Origin of the sequence: Pseudomonas sp. TNT2022 ID642, assembly GCF_028656995.1 — a bacterium.
Taxonomy (GTDB): domain Bacteria; phylum Pseudomonadota; class Gammaproteobacteria; order Pseudomonadales; family Pseudomonadaceae; genus Aquipseudomonas.
Genome location: NZ_JAMDGW010000041.1, coordinates 1 through 19,874 on the forward strand (window position 1 = coordinate 1; position 19,874 = coordinate 19,874).

A 19,874-nucleotide genomic window follows, 5' to 3' on the forward strand; every position below is an offset into this window, starting at 1 on the left:
TCGGGTGACCATCAAATCCATAATCGACTCCATCTTTCAGGTCGACGAACAACGCCAGACACCTCGGTCGGCCCCTTCGGGTGATCATCAAATCCATAATCGACTCGATCTTTCAGGTCGACGAACAACGCCAGACACCTCGGTCGGCCCCTTCGGGTGATCATCAAATCCATAATCGACTCGATCTTTCAGGTCGACGAACAACGCCAGACACCTCGGTCGGCCCCCTCTCCCTCTGGGAGAGGGCTGGGGTGAGGGTGCAAAGTCTGGTTAGATAACCACTCCGCCAGGATTCAACTCCGGAGTCTCGCTTGAGCACAGCGCCGAACAACCTGCCCCGCCCCGATCCCGTCACCCTGCGCCAGGCCTGGCGCTTCTGGCTGAAACTCGGCTGCATCGGTTTCGGCGGGCCGGCCGGGCAGATCGCGATCATGCATCAAGAACTGGTCGAGCGTCGGCGCTGGATCTCCGAAAAACGTTTTCTGCACGCACTCAACTACTGCATGTTGCTGCCCGGCCCGGAGGCGCAGCAATTGGCGACTTACATCGGCTGGCTGCTGCATCGCACCTGGGGCGGTGTCATTGCCGGGACGCTGTTTGTGCTGCCGTCGTTGTTCATTCTGATCGCGTTGTCCTGGCTGTACATTGCCTTCGGTGACGTGCCGGCAGTGGCCGGAGTGTTTTACGGGATCAAACCGGCGATCACCGCGATAGTGCTGCACGCCGCGCATCGCATCGGCTCGCGTGCTTTGAAGAATGCGTGGCTGTGGGCGATTGCCGGGGCGTCGTTCGTGGCGATTTTCGCCTTCAACGTGCCCTTTCCCTTGATCGTCCTCGGGGCCGCGCTGATCGGCTATCTGGGCGGACGATTCGCCCCTCAGCGGTTCGGCAACGCGGGTGCGCGCAACAGCGTGAAATCCTTCGGCCCCGCGTTGATCGACGACGATACACCGGCGCCCGAACACGCTCGCTTCAGACTGCCGAAGCTGCTGCGTCTGGGGTTGATCGGCGCAGTGCTCTGGTGTTTGCCGATGGCGTTACTGACGGTGCTGTTTGGCTGGGACGGCACGTTCACGCAAATGGCCTGGTTCTTCACCAAAGCCGCGCTGCTCACGTTTGGCGGCGCCTACGCGGTGCTGCCTTACGTCTATCAGGGCGCCGTCGGGCATTACGGCTGGTTGACGCCGACGCAGATGATCGACGGCCTCGCCCTCGGCGAAACCACCCCGGGCCCGCTGATCATGGTGGTGGCGTTTGTCGGTTTCGTCGGTGCCTATGTGCAACCGGCGTTCGGCCCCGAACATGCCTTTGCCGCCGGGGCGCTGGCGGCAACGCTGGTGACCTGGTTCACCTTCCTGCCCTCGTTTCTGTTCATCCTCGCCGGCGGGCCGTTGGTGGAATCGACGCACAACGAACTGAAGTTCACCGCACCGCTGACGGCAATCACGGCCGCCGTGGTCGGGGTGATTGTGAATCTGGCGTGTTTCTTCGCTTATCACGTGTTGTGGCCGAACGGTTTTACCGGGGCGCTGGATCTGTTTTCGCTGATGCTGGCGGTTGCGGCAGCATTGGCTTTGTTCGTTTTCAAGCGCGGCGTGATCAGCGTGTTGATCGTTTGCGCCCTCGCCGGGCTGGGCTTTCACCTGATGCGCTGAAGCGCAGCCCGCGAATCTCCCGTTTACACGCCCGGGAATTCCCCCTTACTATCCGGGCACACCGGTCGGCGGGCATCCCCCGCCACCGACGTTTTCCGCCAACGGAAACACGCGTTATGAGTACGTCACTACAACAACCAGAATCGTTGAACGTCTCTGCCCTGCGCGCCCTCTCCCACAGGGGCGGCGTATGAATCGTATCGTCAATCTCCCCATGGCCCTGCGCCGTTCCAAGCTGCGTCACTCCGCACGCCCGCCGGATATCGCCCGGTCTGTCTGATCGCGTCCGCTAAAAAACCGCGACAGCCTTCTATTCCTTGATATCTCTGCCAGGACAGCCACGCCTATTGCCGCGTCGTGTCCGGCCCGAATCTGCGCGCCTGTGCGGCGCCATCGTGAGTGATTGATTATGAAATTCGCAGCCATCGAAGACGCACACCTGTTCCTTGATCAGAACCCCGATATCGACATGATCGAGTTGTTCATCCTCGACGCCAACGGCGTGCCACGCGGCAAGCTGTTGCACCGCGAAGAACTGCTCGCCGTGTACGAAAGCGGCCGGCCGCTGCCGAGCACTATTCTCGGCCTGACCGTGCAAGGTGAAGACGTCGAGAACTCCGGACTGGTCTGGGACGTCGGCGATATCGACTGCCGCGCCTATCCGCTTGAGGGCAGTCTGGTGCGCCTGCCGTGGCGGCAGATTCCGACCGCCGCCGTGCAGGTGAGCATGCACCCGACCGAGGGCATGCCCGCCAGCATCGCCGACCCACGCCACCTGCTGATCAAGGTCATCGACAGCCTCAAAGCCGAGGGTTATTACCCGGTGATGGCGTGTGAACTGGAGTTCTATCTGCTCGACGCCAAACGCGATCACAACGGCCGCCCGCAACCGGCACTGGACGCTGACGGTGGTCGACCGCGGCACACCCAGGTTTATGGTTTGCGTGAGCTGGAACAGATCGAACCATTCCTCGCCGACCTCTACAGCGCCTGCAAACTGCACGGCATTCCAGCGCGCACGGCGATCTCCGAATACGCGCCGGGTCAGGTGGAAATTACCCTTGAACACGGCGATGCGCTGGAGGCGATGGACCAAGCCGTGCGTTACAAACGTCTGGTCAAAGCCATCGCCCATAAGCACGGCATGCAGGCGACCTTCATGGCCAAGCCGTTCGATGATCTGGCCGGCACCGGCATGCACATGCACGTCAGTCTTGCCGATGGCGAAGGTCGTAATTTGTTCGCCTCGGAAGACCCGGCCGGCACCCCGCTGCTGCGCACGGCGATTGGCGGCATGCTCGCCTCGCTACTCGACTCGTTGTTGCTGTTCTGCCCGAACGCCAACTCGTACCGACGCTTTCAGGCCAACAGCTACGCGCCGCTGGCGCCGACCTGGGGTGTCGACAACCGCACGGTGAGCCTGCGCGTACCGGGCGGCCCGGCCAATACCCGGCACATCGAACACCGCATCTGCGGCGCCGATGCCAACCCGTATCTGGCAGCGGCGGCGATCCTTGCCGGGATTCATCGCGGCATTCGTGAAGACCTCGACCCGGGAGCGCCGGTCGAGGGCAATGGTTATGCGCAGGCGAAGGAATTGCTGCCGACGGATTGGCTGACGTCGCTGCAGGCGCTGGAAAATTCGGTGTGGGCGCGGGATGCGTTGGGGCAGGAATTTCTCGGGGTGTATCTGGCGGTGAAGCGTGCCGAGTATCGGCAGTTCATGGCCGAGGTGGGTGAGCAGGATTGGCGCTGGTATCTCACCGAAGCCTGAAGATTCACCACTATTCCCTGTAGGAGTGAGCCTGCTCGCGATGAGGTCGTGTCAGTCAAATCATCTGTGAATGACACACCGCTATCGCGAGCAGGCTCACTCCTACAAGGGACCGCGTACAACTCCCGAATTTTGTGTGGACACTGACATGACCGAACGCTGCAATTCCTACTACACCGCCACCCTTAACCAAGACACCGACTACCCGACCCTGCAAGGCCGGCACAAGGTCGACGTGGTGATTATCGGCGGCGGTTTCACCGGCGTTGCCACCGCTGTCGAACTCGCCGAAAAAGGCCTGAGAGTCGCCATCGTCGAAAGCCACAAGATCGGCTGGGGCGCCACCGGGCGCAATGGCGGCCAAGTCACCGGCAGCCTCTCCGGCGACGGCGCGATGCGCAAACAGATGCGCGCGAAACTCGGCGATGACGTCGATGATTTCATCTGGCACCTGCGCTGGCGCGGGCATGAAATCATCCAGCAACGGGTCGAGAAATACGGCATTCAATGCGACCTCAAACACGGCCACTTGCACGCCGCGTACAAGCCCAGTCACATGACTGACTTGCGCAAGGATTACGAAGAAGCCGTACACCGCGGATTGGGCGATGAGGTCGGCCTGCTCGACCGCAGTCAGGTGCGTGATCTGCTGCAAAGCGACCTCTACCACGGCGCAATCAAGAACACCCGCAACATGCATTTGCACCCGCTCAATCTGTGCATCGGTGAAGCGCGGGCGGCGGAAAGTCTTGGCGCGCTGATCTTCGAAAACAGCGAAGTGCTGGAGATTATTCACGGCGCTACGCCCGGTGTGCGCACGGCTCACGGACAGATCGACGCCAATCAGGTGATGCTCGCCGGCGACGTCTACCACAAGCTCGAACCGGGGCAGCTCAAGGGCAAAATTTTCCCGGCGATGGGCGGCATCGTCACCACCGCACCGCTCGGCGATCTGGCAAAACAGATCAACCCCGAAGACCTTGCGGTGTATGACTGCCGTTTCGTCCTCGACTACTACCGCCTCACCGCTGATGGCCGCCTGTTGTTTGGTGGCGGTGCCAACTACAGCGGCAAGGATTCACGGGACATCGCCGCCGAACTGCGCCCGTGCATCGAGCAGACCTTCCCGGCGCTCAAAGGCGTGCAGATCGACTACCAGTGGAGCTGCGCGATGGGCATCGTCATCAACCGCATTCCGCAACTGGGCAAGCTCTCGGATAACGTCTGGTATTGCCAGGGTTACTCGGGGCACGGCATCGCGACGACGCACATCATGGGCGAAATCATGAGCCGCGCGATCACCGGGCAGATGGAGCAGTTCGATACGTTTGCCCAGTGCCAGCACATCCGCGTGCCGATGGGGGATTTGCTCGGTAACCCGTTGTTGGCCGCCGGGATGTGGTACTACCAGATGCTCGAGCGCCTGCGCTGACACACCCTCCAGTTGTAGGAGCTGCCGAAGGCTGCGATCTTTTGATCTTGTTTTTAAAAATCAAAATCAAAAGATCGCAGCCTTCGGCAGCTCCTACAGGGTCATCGATTCACTGAAGATCCATTGTGGGAGCGAGCCTGCTCGCGAAGAGGCCCTCAAATCCAGCAAAAATTCAATCCGGCAACTGCTCCACCACAACCCCCAACCGCCGGTAATCCTCGACACTCCCCGACGCCACATGCCGCTCGGTAATCAGCGTATGCAGGCGCGAACACGGCGCCACCACAAACGGCTCCACCGCCCCCAACTTATCCGCCGTGGTCACCGCAATCACCCGCGCCGCGCCCTCTAGCATCGCCTGCTTCACCGGCACTTCATCAAAATGCAGCGAGGTAATCCCCACTTCCGGATGAATCGCACACACCCCGGTAATCGCCAGATCCGCCCTGATCCCGGCCAGCAGCCGCAGCGCCTCATGCCCACCCGCCGCCATCGTTCGCGGGTTCAACTGGCCGCCAGCGAGAATCACTTTCACACCCTTGAATTCGGACAAGGCAATCGCCGTCATCGGTGAAGCCGTCACCGCCGTGATGCTGATATCGGCACGCAACGAGCGCGCCACCTGCAACGTGGTCGAGCCGGAATCGAACAGCACAATCTGCCCGTCTTCAATCTCCTGCGCCGCTCTTTGCGCCAAACGGATCTTGACCTCATCCGTCTCGTCCAGCCGGGTGAAGTAGTCCTTGCCGGAATCTTTCGGACGCGGCAACGCGCCGCCGTGGACACGCTGCACCAGCCCGGCATTGTCCAGCTCGGCGAGGTCGCGGCGAATGGTGTCCTCGGACACCGCGAAGTGCTGACTCAACTCGGACGCCATGACTTTGCCGTCACGTTCGAGGAGCAAGAGGATTTTCTGCCGGCGCAGGGATGGTAGTTCAGCCGCGGAATGATCGTGCATGGTTGTGCCTGTTTGTGCTTGTAATTGCAGGTTTCGCGAGATTAGCGAAAGCCCCGAGCAAACACAAACCGACCGGGTATCAATGGTTTCGATCTTTGGAATCAACAAGGCGAATTTTTTCTTTGCTTTCAACCTGTTCAGAATGGCCCCACTCTAAAAGGCTCAGGATGAACAGCTCATGAATCTCAATTTTGCGTTTGCGTGCATGATCGTCGTGTCGTTTGCGATTGCCTTGGGCCACGCCTGACAGCGTCTCAGACCGACGCCAGCAATTGCTCGCGCAGCCATTTGTGCGCCGGATCGCGATGCGAACGTTCACCCCAGAACATCGCCATTTCGTACCCCGGCACCTCCAGCGGTGCGTCGACCACTTGCAAGGCCGGGTTGCCACGCACCAGACGTGACGGCAGCATCGCCACCAGATCGGTACTGACCAACACCGACATCGCCATCAGAAAGTGCGGTACCGACAACACCACTTTGCGCATCAGCCCGACATCGGCCAACGCCCGGTCGGTCACCCCGAAAAAGCCCCCGCCTTCGCGCGACACCATCACGTGCTCCAGCGCGCAGAACTGTTCGCGGCTCGGCGCCTGCATCAAACCGGGATGCCCGACTCTACCGGCCAGCACATAACGCTCGGTGAACAGCGGACGTCGATGCAGCTCCGGCGGCGCGTCTTCGCTGATGTGCAGCGCCAGATCGAACACGCCCTGCTCGGCCTGCTTGACCAGATGCGCCGGGGTCAGATCGATCACCGCCAGCCGCGTGCCCGGTGCCTGTTCACGCAAGCCGCTCAGGGCCGGCAACACCACCGTCGACTCGCCGTAATCCGTCGCGGCGATTTTCCAGGTGTGCGTCGCCTGCGCCGGGTCGAACGCACTGGCCGGCGCCACCGCCCTTTCCAATGCCTCCAACGCCTCGCGCAACGGTTCACGCAGTTCATCGGCGCGCGCCGTCGGGCGCATACCACGCGGCCCGGGCAACAGCAGCGGATCACCAAAGATGTCGCGCAACTTGGCCAGATGCACACTCACCGAAGGCTGCGACAGGTTCAGGCGCTGCGCCGCGCGAGTGACGTTGTGCTCCGCCAGCAGCACATCAAGGGTCAGCAGCAGGTTGATATCCAGCCGTCTCAAATTATTCATGGCTATACCAGACATATCAGACATTCATTTCCAATATACCGGTTGAACGCTGATCCTGCAGTCACTCAGCTAACGGAGCTTCAACATGAACGTCTTAATCGTCTACGCACACCCGGAACCGACTTCCCTCAACGGCTCGCTGCGCGACTTCAGCGTCCAGCGCCTGCAAGCCGCCGGCCACACCGTGCAGGTCTCCGACCTCTACGCGATGAACTGGAAAGCCACCCTCGACGCCGACGACGCCCCGCAGCGCGATGCGACTAAACCGTTCCATGCTTCGCTCGACTCAAAAATCGCATACGCCGAAGGCACTCAAGCCGCCGACATCGCTCGCGAGCAGGAAAAACTGTTGTGGGCGGATGCGCTGATCCTGCAGTTTCCGCTGTGGTGGTTCACCATGCCGGCGATTCTCAAAGGCTGGGTTGATCGGGTGTACGCCTATGGTTTCGCCTATGGCGTCGGCGAGCATTCCGACAGTCGTTGGGGCGAGCGTTATGGCGAAGGGAAGATGAAAGGTAAACGGGCGATGTTGATGGTCACCACCGGCGGCTGGGAATCGCACTACGCACCGCGTGGGATTAACGGGCCGATGGATGATTTGTTGTTCCCGATTCAACACGGGATTTTGTATTACCCCGGTTTTGAAGTGGTGCCACCGTTTGTGGTGTATCGGACTAGCCGGATGGATGCGGCGCGGTATGCCGAGACTTGCGATGAGTTGGGGCGGCGGCTGGATGAGTTGTGGAGTGCCCGGCCGATTGGGTTTCGGCAGCAGAATGCCGGGGAGTATGAGATTCCGGCTTTGACCTTGAAGAGCGATATCGCGCCGGATAGCGAAGGCTTCGACGCACACATCCGCTAGTACCGCATTGCCCTCACCCCAGCCCTCTCCCGGAGGGAGAGGGAGCCGACCGTGTTGGATGTTCGAGCTACACCGACCTGATATCTCGAGTTGAACTCAGCTTTTGAAAGCCACCGAGATCGGCTCCCTTCCCCCTCGCCCCCTTTGGGGCGGTCCGACGTTTCGGGAGGGCTGGGGTGAGTGGGATGGATCTAACTGACACGCCGCAACATGCTGGCATCAGAGGCTCCAGTCAGGCTTCTTCGCGTGCCCGCCGCACCTGCACCAACAACGCCGGGGCAAAATGCAGCAACACCATCCGGCTCAAATGATGAGTCAGAATAAACACCACATTCAGCCCTCCACCAAACGCGACAATCGCAATCGTCTCGATCGCCCCCGGCATGTACGCCAGCCAAAGCGACAACGGATCACTGCCCAACCAGCGTGCCGCGACTTCAGCAAACACCGCCGCCACCACAATCATCAAACCGACCGAGACCAACGCCGTGCGCCCATGACGTCCCAGCTCCGCGACGCCAAGCCCCTGAAACCTTGAGCCGATCCGCACGCCGAGAATCAGCGCGGCCAGATTCAGGCTCCAGTCCGGCATGTGAAAACCGTGCAGCCATCCCGATTTCACAAACACGGCAGTGATGATGATCGCCGTGAGCATGAACGGCGCCGGTACGCCGATCACCAGCAGCAAGCGTCCGAGCAGTACGCTCAGCGCGATGACCGAAAACGTAGTCAGCGCCATGCCCGTGGTCAATGGATCACCATCGGCAACCGCCACGGCAGCGGCTTGACCGGGAATCAAGAAGCTCACCAACACCGTGATGAGCAGCAAGCGCATCAAGTGCACGATGATGACCTTGCTTGACGCTTTTTCCGACTCGAGTAAATCGAACACCGCCGCCAGTGCGCCGGGATAAACCGCCAACAGTGCATCGGTGCGATTCCAGCCTGCGCCGCGCGTCAGCCACCATCCGGCCAATGCGATTTGCACCGTAAGGCAAATCAGCAACACACCAAGGCTCGGCAACATCGTCGAGGCCGTCTCGCTGTCCCACGCTTCGAACATCAGCCCGGTGGCGATGCCCAGCGTAACCTGGATGTAGCCCAGCCCATAAGGTGTTGCCGGCGCGATACCAGTTTTGCTGGCAAACAACGCGGTAACAACAATCGAACCCAACAGCAGGCCATGGGGCACGCCTTCGAACTGCAACAGCGCGCCGAAACCAGCCGCAATCAACAAACAGAGAATGGATTTCATAGTCGCCTTCCTGGCTTTTTACCTGACACACCACAACCCGTGTAGGAGCTGCCGAAGGCTGCGATCTTTTGATCTTGATCTTCAAAAATAAAGTCAAAAGATCGCAGCCTTCGGCAGCTCCTACATCGGGCGCAACAAGTTATGCGCGCAACCGGCCAATCGCGCGGCGATATTTCTCGACTCGTTCGAGATCTTCCCAACTCGGCGAGGCAATCCGCGACAGGTCGCTGTTCTCTTCCAGATCCGCCAGCTTCACCACCCGACCTATCGGGTTCTGTGCGGCGCGGTCGACGAAGTCTTCATAGGATTCGCCCGGCACTTTGGTCACGGATTCGATAGCGCTCAAAACTTCTTCGCTGAAGCCTTCTTTGCGCAAATCATCGAGGCTAACACCGCAATCCTCGACCACGTCGTGCAGTACCGCGACGATGCGTTGTTCCAGCGTGTTCATGCGCAACATGACTTTCAGCGGATGCAAAATGTACGGCGCACCGCCCTTGTCGACCTGCCCGGCGTGGGCCGTGGCGGCGATGGCGATAGCACGTTCGAGTGTCTGGGTCATGAGAGTCTCCGAGGGTTAGACGCCGTAGCGGCCGCCGACATGGATGTTGCGTTTGAGCCAGTTGCCGATTGCTTTCAATCGTCCGACTGGTTTCGCAGGCCCGGAATGACGCTGAAGAATCAACGACACCAAGGTAGCCTGATCGGCTTTCGGATGGGCATCGATCATCTCGGCAACCCACGCGCAATCAGCCTTTTTCAGATGCTCGCGCCACTCTCCAGGCCAGGCATCCAGCTCATCCAGCGCCAACCACCGCGCACCGCCATGCTCCATATGCCCGCCGGACATCGACTGCTCGAAACAGAACGGTGTTTCTGGCTTTGCGGGGTCAATGTGGAACAGATAGATGTCGTGGAATGGATGCTGCGAGGGGGGCGCGTTATTGCGGCTGCCGATTTCGATCATGGGCAATGTTCCAATCCTTGGGCGCTGAATGTTTCCGATTGTTTCGCAGTGTACGCCACGGGAGCAAATCAAAAACCCGATGGAACCTCCCTCCTCCACGCCGCCTCGAAACTTTAAAGCGCCAAAATCATCGATCAGACCCGGCGCCCCTGAAGAGGAAACCCCGATGAACATTCGCTTCCTGCTTCTGCTCGCCAGCTTCGCCATCATCCCCACCTGCGTCATGGCCGAAGGCTGCGACGTGCAGACCCAATCCTCCAGCGCCTCGGTGCCAGCGGTGGAAACCCACAGTTGCTATGAATACGAAGGCATGCCGGTCAACTCCATCGACTGGTCGTGCAGCAATGAAAGCAAAGACATGCTCAACAGCACTAAAACCAAAGTCGCACACTGCGCCGATCACTATCAGGCCACGTGCATCGCTACGATCACCCAGGAATCCCTGGCCAACCCGCACTCCACCAGCAAAGACAAAAACGCCAAAGCACTGAACATCCCCGACAACGCTCAAGTGACCACGTATTACTACGACGTGGAGCATTCGGCCCAGGCGCGGATTGATTGTGAGAATGGTGGCGGGCATTGGAAAACCAAGTAAACGACTGATATCCATGCTTGCGACAGACAAAGAAAAGCCCGGCTCAAAAGGACCGGGCTTTTTAGTGCGCAATATCCGTTAACCACCGCCGTTACCACCACTGCTGCTACCGGACGGTTGACCCGCAGGGCTGGGTTTGGAGGCAGAAGGCACCGACCCATTGTCGGTCTTGCCACCATCACCACCCTTGGGCAGCGAATTGGCATCCGGGTCGGCTCGTGGCTGGAGACGCCGGATCACGCGTCTGGCTGTTGCCGTCGTTAGCCGTCGGGGTCGGCGTTTCGCCGGCCGCGATCGCGTACAGCGAACTGCCGGACAGCAAGGCCGCGAGGGTTAACACCGCGATTTTATGGTTCAGCATGGTGGCTCTTCCTTTGCTGGGTGAGTTACAGCATTGGAAGAGTGGCTGGCACGAAGGTGCGGTGTATTGGATGAATGGTCATGGTTTAGGCAAAAAAAAACCGACGCCTGTTCAGGCATCGGTTTCCCCTATTGGTGACAGGAACCGGATATCAGCGCTTCATCGCTTCACACTGGCTGCGCAGAATCTTTAAATCGGCACTTATTCTTTGGGCGTACTGACCAAGCAGGCAGAGAAGTATTTGTTCTGGAATTCAGTGGTCGCGGCCGTTTGCTGTTCTGCGGTTTCGCGCCGTGGCTCTTCATACGCATCTTGAATGAGCCTCTGATACATCTTGGTGATCAACTTATTCTCATTTTTTTCCGAAATGTCCCAAAGCGTCGCCATGGGAGCGCCATCCTGACGTGCCTGCATCACGACCATCGCGGCGTTTTCAAGGATCTTGCAGCCTTTCAGATATTCGGTTTTTGAGATGGCTTGTGCGGAAAAGCTGCAAGTAAGTAATGCAGCACAGACAAAGAGACGATTACGTAGCACAGTGGTCTTCCTTGGAAAAATGGCCCGGGACTCTATCATTGATATCGTAATGCCATCAATTCGAACTGATCTGCAAGGTTCAACGTTTCAGGGCTTCGCAGCGGGTGCGCAGGTCATGATTGTCGATATTCCCGCAACTGCTGCCGCCGGTCGTGGCGTTGCAATAGGCTCGTTGATCATGGTCATCGATGTTGCCGCAGGAGCTGTTGCCCTGCTCCGCATTGCACCGCGCACGCAAGTCGTGATTATCAATATTGCCGCAACTGCTGCCGCTCTTCTTCGCGTTGCAATAGGCGCGCTGATCATGGTCATCGATGTTGCCGCAGGAACTGCCACCCAACTCGGCGTTGCACGAGGCGCGCAAATCGTGATTATCGATATTGCCGCAACTGCTGCCGCTCTCCCTCGCATTGCAATAGGCCCGCTGATCGTGGTCGTCGATGTTCCCGCAACTGGCGAACGTGTAACTGCTGAACATCAACAACATGGCGAGTAATAGTCTCATCACACACTTCCTTGGGTTGCCAGGAAACAGCCTGGCACTGGTTGATCCTGTTCAATGAGCGTCGCGACACGCCATCAAATTGACATCGCTTTTTAGGAAAGTTCCAAATCGAGGTGTGTGCGGATTTGAGTTCTGAAAAAGGCGTAGGAAAACGCGCCGTGTGGTGAGGGGATTCGTCCGTCGAGGGCGATGAAGTGGCACAGACATGGCGAGCTTTTTTGCGCTGAGACTTCGAACGCATCGGATTACGTCGATTGCACCTTGAAACGCGATTTTAAGGCATTCAAACCGGCTCCCTCGCCGACCGGTTTTGCGTCCTACAAGTCGGTTGGAGATGATGAGATTGCTGCCTAGGGGCTTTGTAAAGAGTGAATGAAAAACAACCGAAGAAAGGATAGGCATTAGACCATCAGAAAAATCCTGACTTTTTGGTGATATGCCTTATCGCATATCGTTTTAACAACCTGTCAACTTTAACAGGTGTATTTTTCGCAGATATATATAAATTTAGTTAGGCAATATCTCACTCACTGAAATCACCGGAAGGAATAAAACATGAATATCTATCGCGACTCTATTCGAGCTCTCTTGGTAGCCAGCGCGATTGGCTATGCCAGCCTTTCGATGGCTGGAATTGCAGATACCGAACAATCAGTACGCGGCGATAAGGCTGTATATGCAACGAACTGTGCGGAAGCCGATAAAAGCAATGGTCAATGCCAACAAAAATGACGCCAGCAGAAACAGCAGACGAAAAGAAACCGCAATAATGTGGTTTTTTTTCTAACTACCGTCTCTGATAACTGCAATTAAACCACACACTGTCGCGTCAGAAATTCGCCGGCGTATTCGCACTAATAATCTCAGCCTCATCCGCCCCGATATTCCGAAACTTATGCGGCAGCGTAGTCGGAAAGTAATACCCATCCCCCGCATTCAACACACTCACCGACCCATCCACGGTCAACTCAACCGTGCCACGAGTCACCAACCCGCACTCCTCACCCTCAGCATGCACAATCGGCTCTTCCCCGGAACTCGCGCCCGGTGCGTACTGCTCGCGCAGCAAGCGCATCTGGCGGCTGGGTACGGAGGCGCCGATCAGTAGCAGGCGCAGGCCGTGGCGGCCGAGGTCGGGTTGTTCGTTGGCGCGGAAGACGTATTGGTGTTCGCGCGGGGGTTGGTCGAAGGTGAAGAAGTCGGCCAGGGACATCGGTATGCCTTCGAGCAGCTTTTTCAGGGAGCTGACGGAGGGGCTGACGCGATTCTGTTCGATCAGGGAGATGGTGGCATTGGTCACGCCGCTACGCCGGGCCAGCTCGCGCTGGGAGAGTTTGTAGCTTTCGCGTACTAGTTTGAGTCGAGAACCCGTATCCATGACTGCCTTATGTGAGAAGTACTTAGGCTCTGCGCGAAAACTGCCTGCGCGACGATCATGCTGCGTTAAAAACAGGCTCGGAATGCTCATGTAGGGCCCTACACTCCGCTTCCTCGCCTGTTTTTGCCTTGCCTGATCGCCGCTCGGCGGTTCTCGCGCAGACCCACGGGTAATGGGGGTGGGTGGCGGGTGCCGCGCGAGGGGCGCGGATCACGTTGCTCCCGTGTCCCGGAACCGTGAAAGGCGGCTATTAAATCACGTTTGCCGGTGTTGCTCAGCAGGTTCGATGGACGGTGGGTGAAATGAACCTGCCGGTGGTAATTCTGGGCTGAATACAAAACCTGTGGGAGCTGGCTTGCCAGCGATTGGGTGGCACATTCAACATCCCTTTTGCTGAAAGACCGCCATCGCTGGCAAGTCAGCTCCCACAGGTTTTGTGGTGTGTCAGCGGGAGTGATGGTGTCTTTTCTAACCTCATCGCGAGCAGGCTCACTCCTACAATTTGATCTTTAGTGTTTCAGTCGGATTGATGTTGTGTTTGCTGGCCTCATCGCTGGCAAGCCAGCTCCCACATTTGGATATCAGGGAGTGTTGCGATAAGAAAAACCGGCGGGGTCTTGGGGTCCGCCGCCGGGGAGGTAACTTAGATGCCGAAGCGGTCGCGCAGTGAGTAGTAGACGGCGCCGAGGGCAGTCAGTGGCGCGGAGAACGTGCGGCCGCCGAGCATTGGCATGTGCGGCAAGGACGCGAAGGCGTCGAAACGTTCGGCGTCGCCGCGGATCATTTCCGAGATCAGTTTGCCGGCGAGGTGCGAGCAGGTGACGCCGTGGCCGCTGTAGCCTTGCATGTAGTAGGCGTTCTTTTCGATGCGGCCAAATTGCGGCATGCGTGACATGGTCAGCAGGAAGTTGCCGGTCCAGCGGTAGTCGATTTTCACGTCTTTGAGCTGCGGGAAGGTCTTGAGGATCTTCGGGCGGATCAGTTGTTCGATGTCGTCCGGTTCACGCGCGCCGTAGACCACGCCGCCGCCGTAGAGCAGACGGTTGTCGGCCGTCAGGCGGTAGTAATCCAGCAGGTAATTGCAGTCTTCGACGCAGTAGTTGTTGGTGATCAGGCTGCGCGCCTGTTTTTCGGTCAACGGTTCGGTGACGACGATCTGCGAGCCGCACGGCATGCTTTTCGCGGTCACGCGGTTGTCGAGACCTTGCGGCAGGTAGGCATTGCCGGCGATCAGCAGGTACTTGGCGCGGACCTGACCTTTGGCGGTGCGCACGACGTTGGGCTCGCCATATTTGATTTCCACGGCCGCCGATTGCTCGTAGATCTTGCCGCCCAAACGCGTAATCGCCGCTGCTTCACCGAGGGCCAGGTTCAGCGGGTGAACGTGGCCGCCCTGCATGTCGAGCAGACCACCAACGTAAGCATCGGAGCCGACTTCGCGACGAATGTCAGCCGCGTCGAGCATCTTCAGATTGCGGTTGCCGTAACGCTCCCAACTGCGCTTTTGTTCAGCCAGACCGTTGAGTTGCTTTTTGTTCATCGCTGCGAAGATGCCGCCCGGGCGGTAGTCGCATTTGATGTCGTATTCCTTGATGCGCGAACGGATGATGTCGGCGCCTTCGAAGATCATGCTGCCGAGAATTTCTGCAGTCTTGTCACCGTAGCGCTCTTCGATCACGTCGACGTCACGGCTGTAGGAGTTGACCAGTTGGCCGCCGTTGCGGCCGCTGGCGCCGTAGCCGACTTTGGCCGCTTCCAGCACCGTCACTTTGTAGCCGGCTTCGGTGAGGAACAGCGCCGAGGACAGGCCGGTGTAGCCGGCGCCGATAATGCAGACGTCGCACTCGACCGACTCTTCCAGAACCGGAAAGTCGATGACTTCGTTGCGGGTGGCGGCGTAGTAGCTGTTTACGTGTTGCTGTTTCATACGTTTCTCCGAGGGCCGCCCATAAACGGCGACCACCGCTGTAATAGATTCAGAGCTTGATCCAGGTCGCTTTCAGCTCGGTGTACTTGTCGAACGCGTGCAGCGATTTATCGCGGCCGTTGCCCGACTGTTTGAAGCCACCGAACGGTGCGGTCATGTCGCCGCCGTCGTACTGGTTGACCCAGACGCTGCCGGCACGCAGGCCACGGGCGAAGGTGTGCGCCTTGCTGAGATTGCTGGTCCACACGCCGGCGGCGAGGCCGAAGATGCTGTCGTTGGCGATCTGCAGCGCTTCTTCCGCAGTGTCGAAGGTGATCAGCGACAGCACTGGGCCAAAGATCTCTTCCTGGGCGATGGTCATTGCGTTGGTCACGCCGTCGAACAACGCGGGTTGCACATAGAGGCCGCCGGTTTCTTCGAGGGTGCGTTGGCCGCCGGCAATCAGCTCGGCGCCCTGCTCGCGACCGATGCTGATGTAGCGCAGCACGTTGTCGAGTTGACGCTGATCGACCACGGCACCGACGGTGGTCGCTGGATCCAGTGAATGACCCGGTTTCCATGCTTGGAGCGCTTCGACCAGCAGCGGAATGAACTGCTCGCGGATCGAACGCTCGACCAGCAAGCGCGAACCCGCCGTGCACACTTCGCCTTGGTTGAAGGCAATGGCGCCGGCCGCTGCTTGTGCTGCCGCGCGCAAATCCGGTGCGTCGGCAAACACCACGTTCGGGCTCTTGCCCCCGGCTTCGAGCCAGACGCGTTTCATGTTGCTTTGGCCGGCATAAATCATCAGTTGCTTGGCAATCGCCGTGGAGCCGGTGAAGGCCAGCACGTCGACGTCCATGTGCAACGCCAACGCCTTGCCGACGGTGTGGCCGAAGCCTGGCAGGACGTTGAACACGCCTTTCGGAATGCCGGCATCCAGCGCGAGCTGGGCGATACGGATCGCGGTCAGCGGCGATTTTTCCGAAGGTTTCAGAATGAACGAATTGCCCGCCGCCAGTGCTGGAGCGAATTTCCAGCTGGCCATGATCAACGGGAAGTTCCACGGAACGATGGCCGCGACCACGCCGGAAGGCTCGCGAGTGACGAGCCCGAGTTGATCGTGCGGTGTGGCGGCGACTTCGTCGTAGATCTTGTCGATGGCTTCGGCGCTCCAGCGGATCGCGTTGGCGGTCGCCGGGATGTCGATGCTCATCGAATCGCTGATCGGTTTACCCATGTCGAGGGTTTCCAGCAGCGCCAGTTCTTCCTGGTTCTGCAGGATCAGATCGGCGAAGCGGATCAGGATGCGCTTGCGCTCGGCCGGGGCTTTTTTCGCCCAGATGCCGGACTCGAAAGACTGGCGCGCGACTTCAACAGCGAGGTTGGCGTCGGCTTCATCGGTGCTGGCCACGGAAGCGAGGAAACGGCCGTCGACGGGGCTCAGGCATTCGAAGGTGTCGCCACTGATGGCCGGGCGGTATTCACCGTTGATGAACGCGCGGGCTTCGATGGTCAGGGACTGGAAGCGTTGTTCCCAGTCGTTGCGGGTCGTTGTCATTGTTGTGGCTCGACAAGGGGGGAATTGGGGGGCTGTCTGGTTGCGATGTCTGGCTTGAGGTGGCTGCCCTCACCCTAGCCCTCTCCCAGGGGTAGAGGGGACCGATTGGGGGATGCTCAGAATCTCCGCCGACCTGAAAAATCTTTGCCGAATCCATAATCGACTGGATCGTTCAGGTCGCCGTATATCTCAAGACAACCCGTTCAGTCCCCTCTCCCTCCGGGAGAGGGTTAGGGTGAGGGGCTTTTGGCTTTTGGGGCCCTCAAACACTCACACCGTATGCAGATACCAGTTGTACTCAAGATCAGAGATCGAGTTCTCAAACTCGGCCAGTTCGCTCTCTTTACACGCGACAAACACGTCGATGTACATCGGGTCGATGTAGCGGGCCATGACTTCGCTGTCGTCCAGCTCACGCAGTGCATCACGCAGGTTGTTCGGCAGGCTCTGCTCGTTCTGCTCGTAGCTGTTGCCTTCCACCGGGGCGCCCGGTTCGATCTGATTGGTCAGACCGTGGTGAATACCGGCCAGCACCGACGCCATCAACAGGTACGGGTTGGCATCGGCACCGGCGACGCGATGCTCGATACGCACAGCATCGGCCGAACCGGTTGGCACCCGGACCGCAACGGTGCGGTTGTCGATGCCCCAGCTCGGCGAGTTCGGTACATAGAACTGCGCGCCAAAGCGGCGGTACGAGTTGACGTTCGGGCAGAGGAACGCCATTTGCGCAGGCAGGGTCTCCAGCACACCGCCGATCGCGTGACGCAGTGCGGCGTTCTGCTCGGGATCCTCGCTGGCGAAGATGTTGTTGCCTTCTTTGTCCAGGATCGAAATGTGTACGTGCAGACCGTTGCCCGCCTGCCCCGGGTAAGGCTTGGCCATAAAGGTGGTGTCCATCTCGTGGTCGTAGGCGATGTTCTTCACCAGACGCTTGAGCAGGACGGCGTAGTCGCACGCCTTGATCGGGTCGGAGACGTGATGCAGGTTGACTTCGAACTGCGCCGGGGCGCTTTCCTTGACGATCGCGTCAGCCGGGATGCCCTGCTCTTTCGCGCCTTCGAGGATGTCTTGCAGGCAATCGACGTATTCGTCCAGGTCGTCGATCAGGTACACCTGAGTCGACACCGGACGCTTTCCGGACACCGGCGAACGTGGCGACTGTGGACGACCATTAACGTTGTCCTGGTCGATCAGATAGAACTCGAGTTCGAATGCCGCGCAGATGGTCAGGCCGAGGTCGTCGAATTTGCGCACGACGTTGGCCAGCACTTCACGCGGGTCAGCGAAGAACGGCTGGCCTTCGATCTCGTGCATGGTCATTAAGAGTTGTGCAGTTGGGCGCTTCTGCCACGGCTCGATGCTCAGGGTGCCGGGGATCGGGTAGCAGATGCGGTCAGCGTCGCCGATGTCCAGACCCAGGCCGGTGCTTTCCACCGTGGAGCCGTTGATGTCGAGGGCGAAAAGCGAGGCCGGCAGGTTGATGCCTTTCTCATAAACCTTATGAAGACTGGTGCGTTCGATGCGCTTACCGCGCACCACACCGTTCATATCCGCAATCAGAAGGTCGACGTACAAAACCTCAGGATATTTCTTAAGGAATGCGTTTGCTTCGTTGAGTTGAACGGTACGCAGAGGGACCGACATGATGCACCTATTTAGCTGTTAATTATTATGTTCACTGCTGTTTCGCCGAGCCAGTCAACCCGAACGGCAAAGTGAAGTCAATAGCGAACAGATGACCGCTGAGGGTTTATTTTTCGGGCTTTTTTTAACACTTGCGTGCCAATACAGGCGCCACAGCCCCGAGAATCATGAAGATTTGATGAACGGCGTTTAGAATTTTTTACATGGCAGTTGTTAATTAAAATCAACGAGGCTAAGCTCCGGAAAAGCTCGTTCAAGTGTCAAACTTCGAGGTGAATAAAAATGGCATTCAAGCCATTGATCGGCGTTACTGCGTGCGTCAAACAGATTGGCCTGCACCCCTATCACATCAGCGGCGACAAGTACGTACGTGCTGTCAGCGTTGGCGCTAACGGGCTGCCAGTGGTCATTCCTTCCCTTGGCAACCTGACCGAAATCGAAGACCTGCTCGGTCAACTCGACGGTCTGCTGCTGACCGGTTCGCCCTCGAACGTGGAGCCTTTCCACTATCAAGGCCCGGCCAGCGCCCCCGGCACGGATCACGATCCGGCGCGGGATGCCACTACCCTTCCTTTATTGCGTGCAGCCATCGCGGCGGGCGTTCCGGTGCTTGGCATTTGCCGGGGCTTCCAGGAAATGAACGTGGCGTTCGGCGGCAGCCTGCACCAGAAGGTGCATGAGCTGCCGGGCATGCTCGATCACCGCGAAGCCGACAGCCCTGATGTGGCCGTGCAATACGCACCGGCCCATGCGGTGACGGTATTGGGCGGCGGCGTGTTCGAAGCGCTGGAGCTGCCGGGCGAGTTCCAGGTCAACTCGATTCACAGCCAGGGCATCGACCGCCTCGCCCCCGGCCTGCGTGCCGAAGCGGTGGCGCCGGACGGCTTGATCGAGGCGGTCTCGGTCGAGCACAGCCCGACTTTCGCCCTCGGCGTGCAATGGCACCCGGAATGGCAAGTGCTCGACAACCCGAACTACCTGAAGATTTTCCAGGCATTCGGCGAGGCTTGCCGGCAACGGGCGGCGCGGCGCAACCAGCGCTGATCCAACCCAAAGATCACAACGATTTACTGCCCCCTCGGACGTCGGGTGTGCCTGCGCGCATCCGTCATTCGTGAACAGCAACACCTGTAATAACAACAAGTACGACCCAGGCAGCCAGGACGGCGGCGCCGACCAAGCCGGATCGGTAAGTGCAATACCTGTCAGAACAATGCAAAACCCTGTGGGAGCTGGCTTGCCAGCGATGAGGCCGTCACCTTCAACATTAATGGTGACTGACCCACCGCCATCGCTGGCAAGCCAGCTCCCACAGGGTATTGCGGCGATT

At 59.0% G+C, this 19,874-nt stretch carries 19 protein-coding genes; 8 read left to right on the forward strand and 11 right to left on the reverse strand.

Annotated elements, in window-relative coordinates; all coding sequences use genetic code 11:
• Window positions 1–311: 311 nt before the first annotated feature.
• From chrA to M5G26_RS28290, 3 genes are all read left to right on the forward strand, one after another.
• Entirely contained in the window at window positions 312–1,655 is a 1,344-nt protein-coding gene (gene chrA / locus M5G26_RS28280) for a chromate efflux transporter (RefSeq protein WP_273917072.1), read from the forward strand.
• 409 nt (window positions 1,656–2,064) lie between these two features.
• Entirely contained in the window at window positions 2,065–3,429 is a 1,365-nt protein-coding gene (locus tag M5G26_RS28285) for a glutamine synthetase family protein (RefSeq protein WP_273917073.1), read from the forward strand.
• A 148-nt stretch (window positions 3,430–3,577) separates the two neighbouring features.
• A complete protein-coding gene (locus M5G26_RS28290; RefSeq protein WP_273917074.1) occupies window positions 3,578–4,861 on the forward strand; it encodes an NAD(P)/FAD-dependent oxidoreductase in 1,284 nt (427 codons plus the stop codon).
• 172 nt (window positions 4,862–5,033) lie between these two features.
• On the opposite strand, the gene M5G26_RS28295 is transcribed toward M5G26_RS28290, so the two are convergent.
• Window positions 5,034–5,819, reverse strand: coding sequence for a DeoR/GlpR family DNA-binding transcription regulator (locus M5G26_RS28295; RefSeq protein WP_273917075.1), 786 nt, complete (start codon window positions 5,817–5,819; stop codon window positions 5,034–5,036).
• 254 nt (window positions 5,820–6,073) lie between these two features.
• Complete coding sequence (locus M5G26_RS28300; RefSeq protein ID WP_208867499.1) at window positions 6,074–6,967, reverse strand: LysR family transcriptional regulator; 894 nt, start codon at window positions 6,965–6,967, stop codon at window positions 6,074–6,076.
• Window positions 6,968–7,052: 85 nt separating this feature from the next.
• On the opposite strand from M5G26_RS28300, the gene M5G26_RS28305 reads away from it, so the two are divergent.
• Window positions 7,053–7,829 (forward strand): NAD(P)H-dependent oxidoreductase, encoded by a 777-nt coding sequence (locus M5G26_RS28305; protein WP_273917076.1) that lies wholly within the window; start codon window positions 7,053–7,055, stop codon window positions 7,827–7,829.
• A gap of 232 nt (window positions 7,830–8,061) precedes the next feature.
• On the opposite strand, the gene M5G26_RS28310 is transcribed toward M5G26_RS28305, so the two are convergent.
• From M5G26_RS28310 to M5G26_RS28320, 3 genes are all read right to left on the reverse strand, one after another.
• Entirely contained in the window at window positions 8,062–9,084 is a 1,023-nt protein-coding gene (locus M5G26_RS28310) for an AbrB family transcriptional regulator (RefSeq protein WP_273917077.1), read from the reverse strand.
• A gap of 139 nt (window positions 9,085–9,223) precedes the next feature.
• A complete protein-coding gene (locus M5G26_RS28315; protein WP_273917078.1) occupies window positions 9,224–9,646 on the reverse strand; it encodes an HD domain-containing protein in 423 nt (140 codons plus the stop codon).
• Between the two features lie 15 nt (window positions 9,647–9,661).
• Window positions 9,662–10,051: a hypothetical protein gene (locus tag M5G26_RS28320; RefSeq protein WP_273917079.1), complete on the reverse strand. Its 390-nt coding sequence runs from the start codon at window positions 10,049–10,051 to the stop codon at window positions 9,662–9,664.
• A 166-nt stretch (window positions 10,052–10,217) separates the two neighbouring features.
• Here M5G26_RS28320 and M5G26_RS28325 point away from each other — a divergent pair, with 166 nt between their 5' ends.
• Window positions 10,218–10,649 (forward strand): hypothetical protein, encoded by a 432-nt coding sequence (locus M5G26_RS28325; RefSeq protein ID WP_273917081.1) that lies wholly within the window; start codon window positions 10,218–10,220, stop codon window positions 10,647–10,649.
• Window positions 10,650–10,867: 218 nt separating this feature from the next.
• The gene (locus M5G26_RS28330; protein WP_273917082.1) at window positions 10,868–11,203 is read left to right on the forward strand and encodes a hypothetical protein; all 336 of its coding nucleotides are present in this window, start codon (window positions 10,868–10,870) and stop codon (window positions 11,201–11,203) included.
• 8 nt (window positions 11,204–11,211) lie between these two features.
• Here the strand turns inward: M5G26_RS28330 and M5G26_RS28335 are convergent, their stop codons facing one another.
• Together M5G26_RS28335 and M5G26_RS28340 are read right to left on the reverse strand one after the other, a co-directional pair.
• Entirely contained in the window at window positions 11,212–11,547 is a 336-nt protein-coding gene (locus M5G26_RS28335) for a hypothetical protein (protein ID WP_093440784.1), read from the reverse strand.
• Window positions 11,548–11,626: 79 nt separating this feature from the next.
• On the reverse strand, window positions 11,627–12,052 hold the full coding sequence (locus tag M5G26_RS28340) for a hypothetical protein (protein WP_007919295.1): 426 nt from the start codon (window positions 12,050–12,052) through the stop codon (window positions 11,627–11,629).
• A gap of 555 nt (window positions 12,053–12,607) precedes the next feature.
• On the opposite strand from M5G26_RS28340, the gene M5G26_RS28345 reads away from it, so the two are divergent.
• Window positions 12,608–12,784 carry a hypothetical protein gene (locus M5G26_RS28345; protein ID WP_273917083.1) on the forward strand — a complete coding sequence of 59 codons (177 nt, stop codon included), beginning with the start codon at window positions 12,608–12,610 and terminating at the stop codon, window positions 12,782–12,784.
• A 97-nt stretch (window positions 12,785–12,881) separates the two neighbouring features.
• Here the strand turns inward: M5G26_RS28345 and M5G26_RS28350 are convergent, their stop codons facing one another.
• From M5G26_RS28350 to M5G26_RS28365, 4 genes are all read right to left on the reverse strand, one after another.
• Complete coding sequence (locus M5G26_RS28350; RefSeq protein WP_007950154.1) at window positions 12,882–13,430, reverse strand: cupin domain-containing protein; 549 nt, start codon at window positions 13,428–13,430, stop codon at window positions 12,882–12,884.
• Window positions 13,431–14,073: 643 nt separating this feature from the next.
• Complete coding sequence (locus M5G26_RS28355; protein ID WP_095113594.1) at window positions 14,074–15,357, reverse strand: NAD(P)/FAD-dependent oxidoreductase; 1,284 nt, start codon at window positions 15,355–15,357, stop codon at window positions 14,074–14,076.
• Window positions 15,358–15,406: 49 nt separating this feature from the next.
• On the reverse strand, window positions 15,407–16,897 hold the full coding sequence (locus tag M5G26_RS28360; RefSeq protein ID WP_034155535.1) for an aldehyde dehydrogenase: 1,491 nt from the start codon (window positions 16,895–16,897) through the stop codon (window positions 15,407–15,409).
• Window positions 16,898–17,167: 270 nt separating this feature from the next.
• Window positions 17,168–18,544, reverse strand: a complete 1,377-nt coding sequence (locus M5G26_RS28365) for a glutamine synthetase family protein (RefSeq protein WP_007918694.1) — start codon at window positions 18,542–18,544, stop codon at window positions 17,168–17,170.
• A 282-nt stretch (window positions 18,545–18,826) separates the two neighbouring features.
• Here M5G26_RS28365 and M5G26_RS28370 point away from each other — a divergent pair, with 282 nt between their 5' ends.
• Window positions 18,827–19,588, forward strand: a complete 762-nt coding sequence (locus M5G26_RS28370) for a gamma-glutamyl-gamma-aminobutyrate hydrolase family protein (protein ID WP_273917084.1) — start codon at window positions 18,827–18,829, stop codon at window positions 19,586–19,588.
• The last annotated feature ends 286 nt before the right edge of the window (window positions 19,589–19,874 follow it).

What these genes read in the sequence shown, in the direction of transcription:
- M5G26_RS28285 (WP_273917073.1), top strand. Translation starts at nt 2,065, where the DNA reads ATGAAATTCGCAGCCATCGAAGACGCACACCTGTTCCTTGATCAGAAC.
- M5G26_RS28290 (WP_273917074.1), top strand. Translation starts at nt 3,578, where the DNA reads ATGACCGAACGCTGCAATTCCTACTACACCGCCACCCTTAACCAAGAC.
- M5G26_RS28295 (WP_273917075.1), bottom strand. Translation starts at nt 5,819, where the DNA reads ATGCACGATCATTCCGCGGCTGAACTACCATCCCTGCGCCGGCAGAAA.
- M5G26_RS28300 (WP_208867499.1), bottom strand. Translation starts at nt 6,967, where the DNA reads ATGAATAATTTGAGACGGCTGGATATCAACCTGCTGCTGACCCTTGAT.
- M5G26_RS28305 (WP_273917076.1), top strand. Translation starts at nt 7,053, where the DNA reads ATGAACGTCTTAATCGTCTACGCACACCCGGAACCGACTTCCCTCAAC.
- M5G26_RS28310 (WP_273917077.1), bottom strand. Translation starts at nt 9,084, where the DNA reads ATGAAATCCATTCTCTGTTTGTTGATTGCGGCTGGTTTCGGCGCGCTG.
- M5G26_RS28315 (WP_273917078.1), bottom strand. Translation starts at nt 9,646, where the DNA reads ATGACCCAGACACTCGAACGTGCTATCGCCATCGCCGCCACGGCCCAC.
- M5G26_RS28320 (WP_273917079.1), bottom strand. Translation starts at nt 10,051, where the DNA reads ATGATCGAAATCGGCAGCCGCAATAACGCGCCCCCCTCGCAGCATCCA.
- M5G26_RS28325 (WP_273917081.1), top strand. Translation starts at nt 10,218, where the DNA reads ATGAACATTCGCTTCCTGCTTCTGCTCGCCAGCTTCGCCATCATCCCC.
- M5G26_RS28340 (WP_007919295.1), bottom strand. Translation starts at nt 12,052, where the DNA reads ATGAGACTATTACTCGCCATGTTGTTGATGTTCAGCAGTTACACGTTC.
- M5G26_RS28345 (WP_273917083.1), top strand. Translation starts at nt 12,608, where the DNA reads ATGAATATCTATCGCGACTCTATTCGAGCTCTCTTGGTAGCCAGCGCG.
- M5G26_RS28350 (WP_007950154.1), bottom strand. Translation starts at nt 13,430, where the DNA reads ATGGATACGGGTTCTCGACTCAAACTAGTACGCGAAAGCTACAAACTC.
- M5G26_RS28355 (WP_095113594.1), bottom strand. Translation starts at nt 15,357, where the DNA reads ATGAAACAGCAACACGTAAACAGCTACTACGCCGCCACCCGCAACGAA.
- M5G26_RS28360 (WP_034155535.1), bottom strand. Translation starts at nt 16,897, where the DNA reads ATGACAACGACCCGCAACGACTGGGAACAACGCTTCCAGTCCCTGACC.
- M5G26_RS28365 (WP_007918694.1), bottom strand. Translation starts at nt 18,544, where the DNA reads ATGTCGGTCCCTCTGCGTACCGTTCAACTCAACGAAGCAAACGCATTC.
- M5G26_RS28370 (WP_273917084.1), top strand. Translation starts at nt 18,827, where the DNA reads ATGGCATTCAAGCCATTGATCGGCGTTACTGCGTGCGTCAAACAGATT.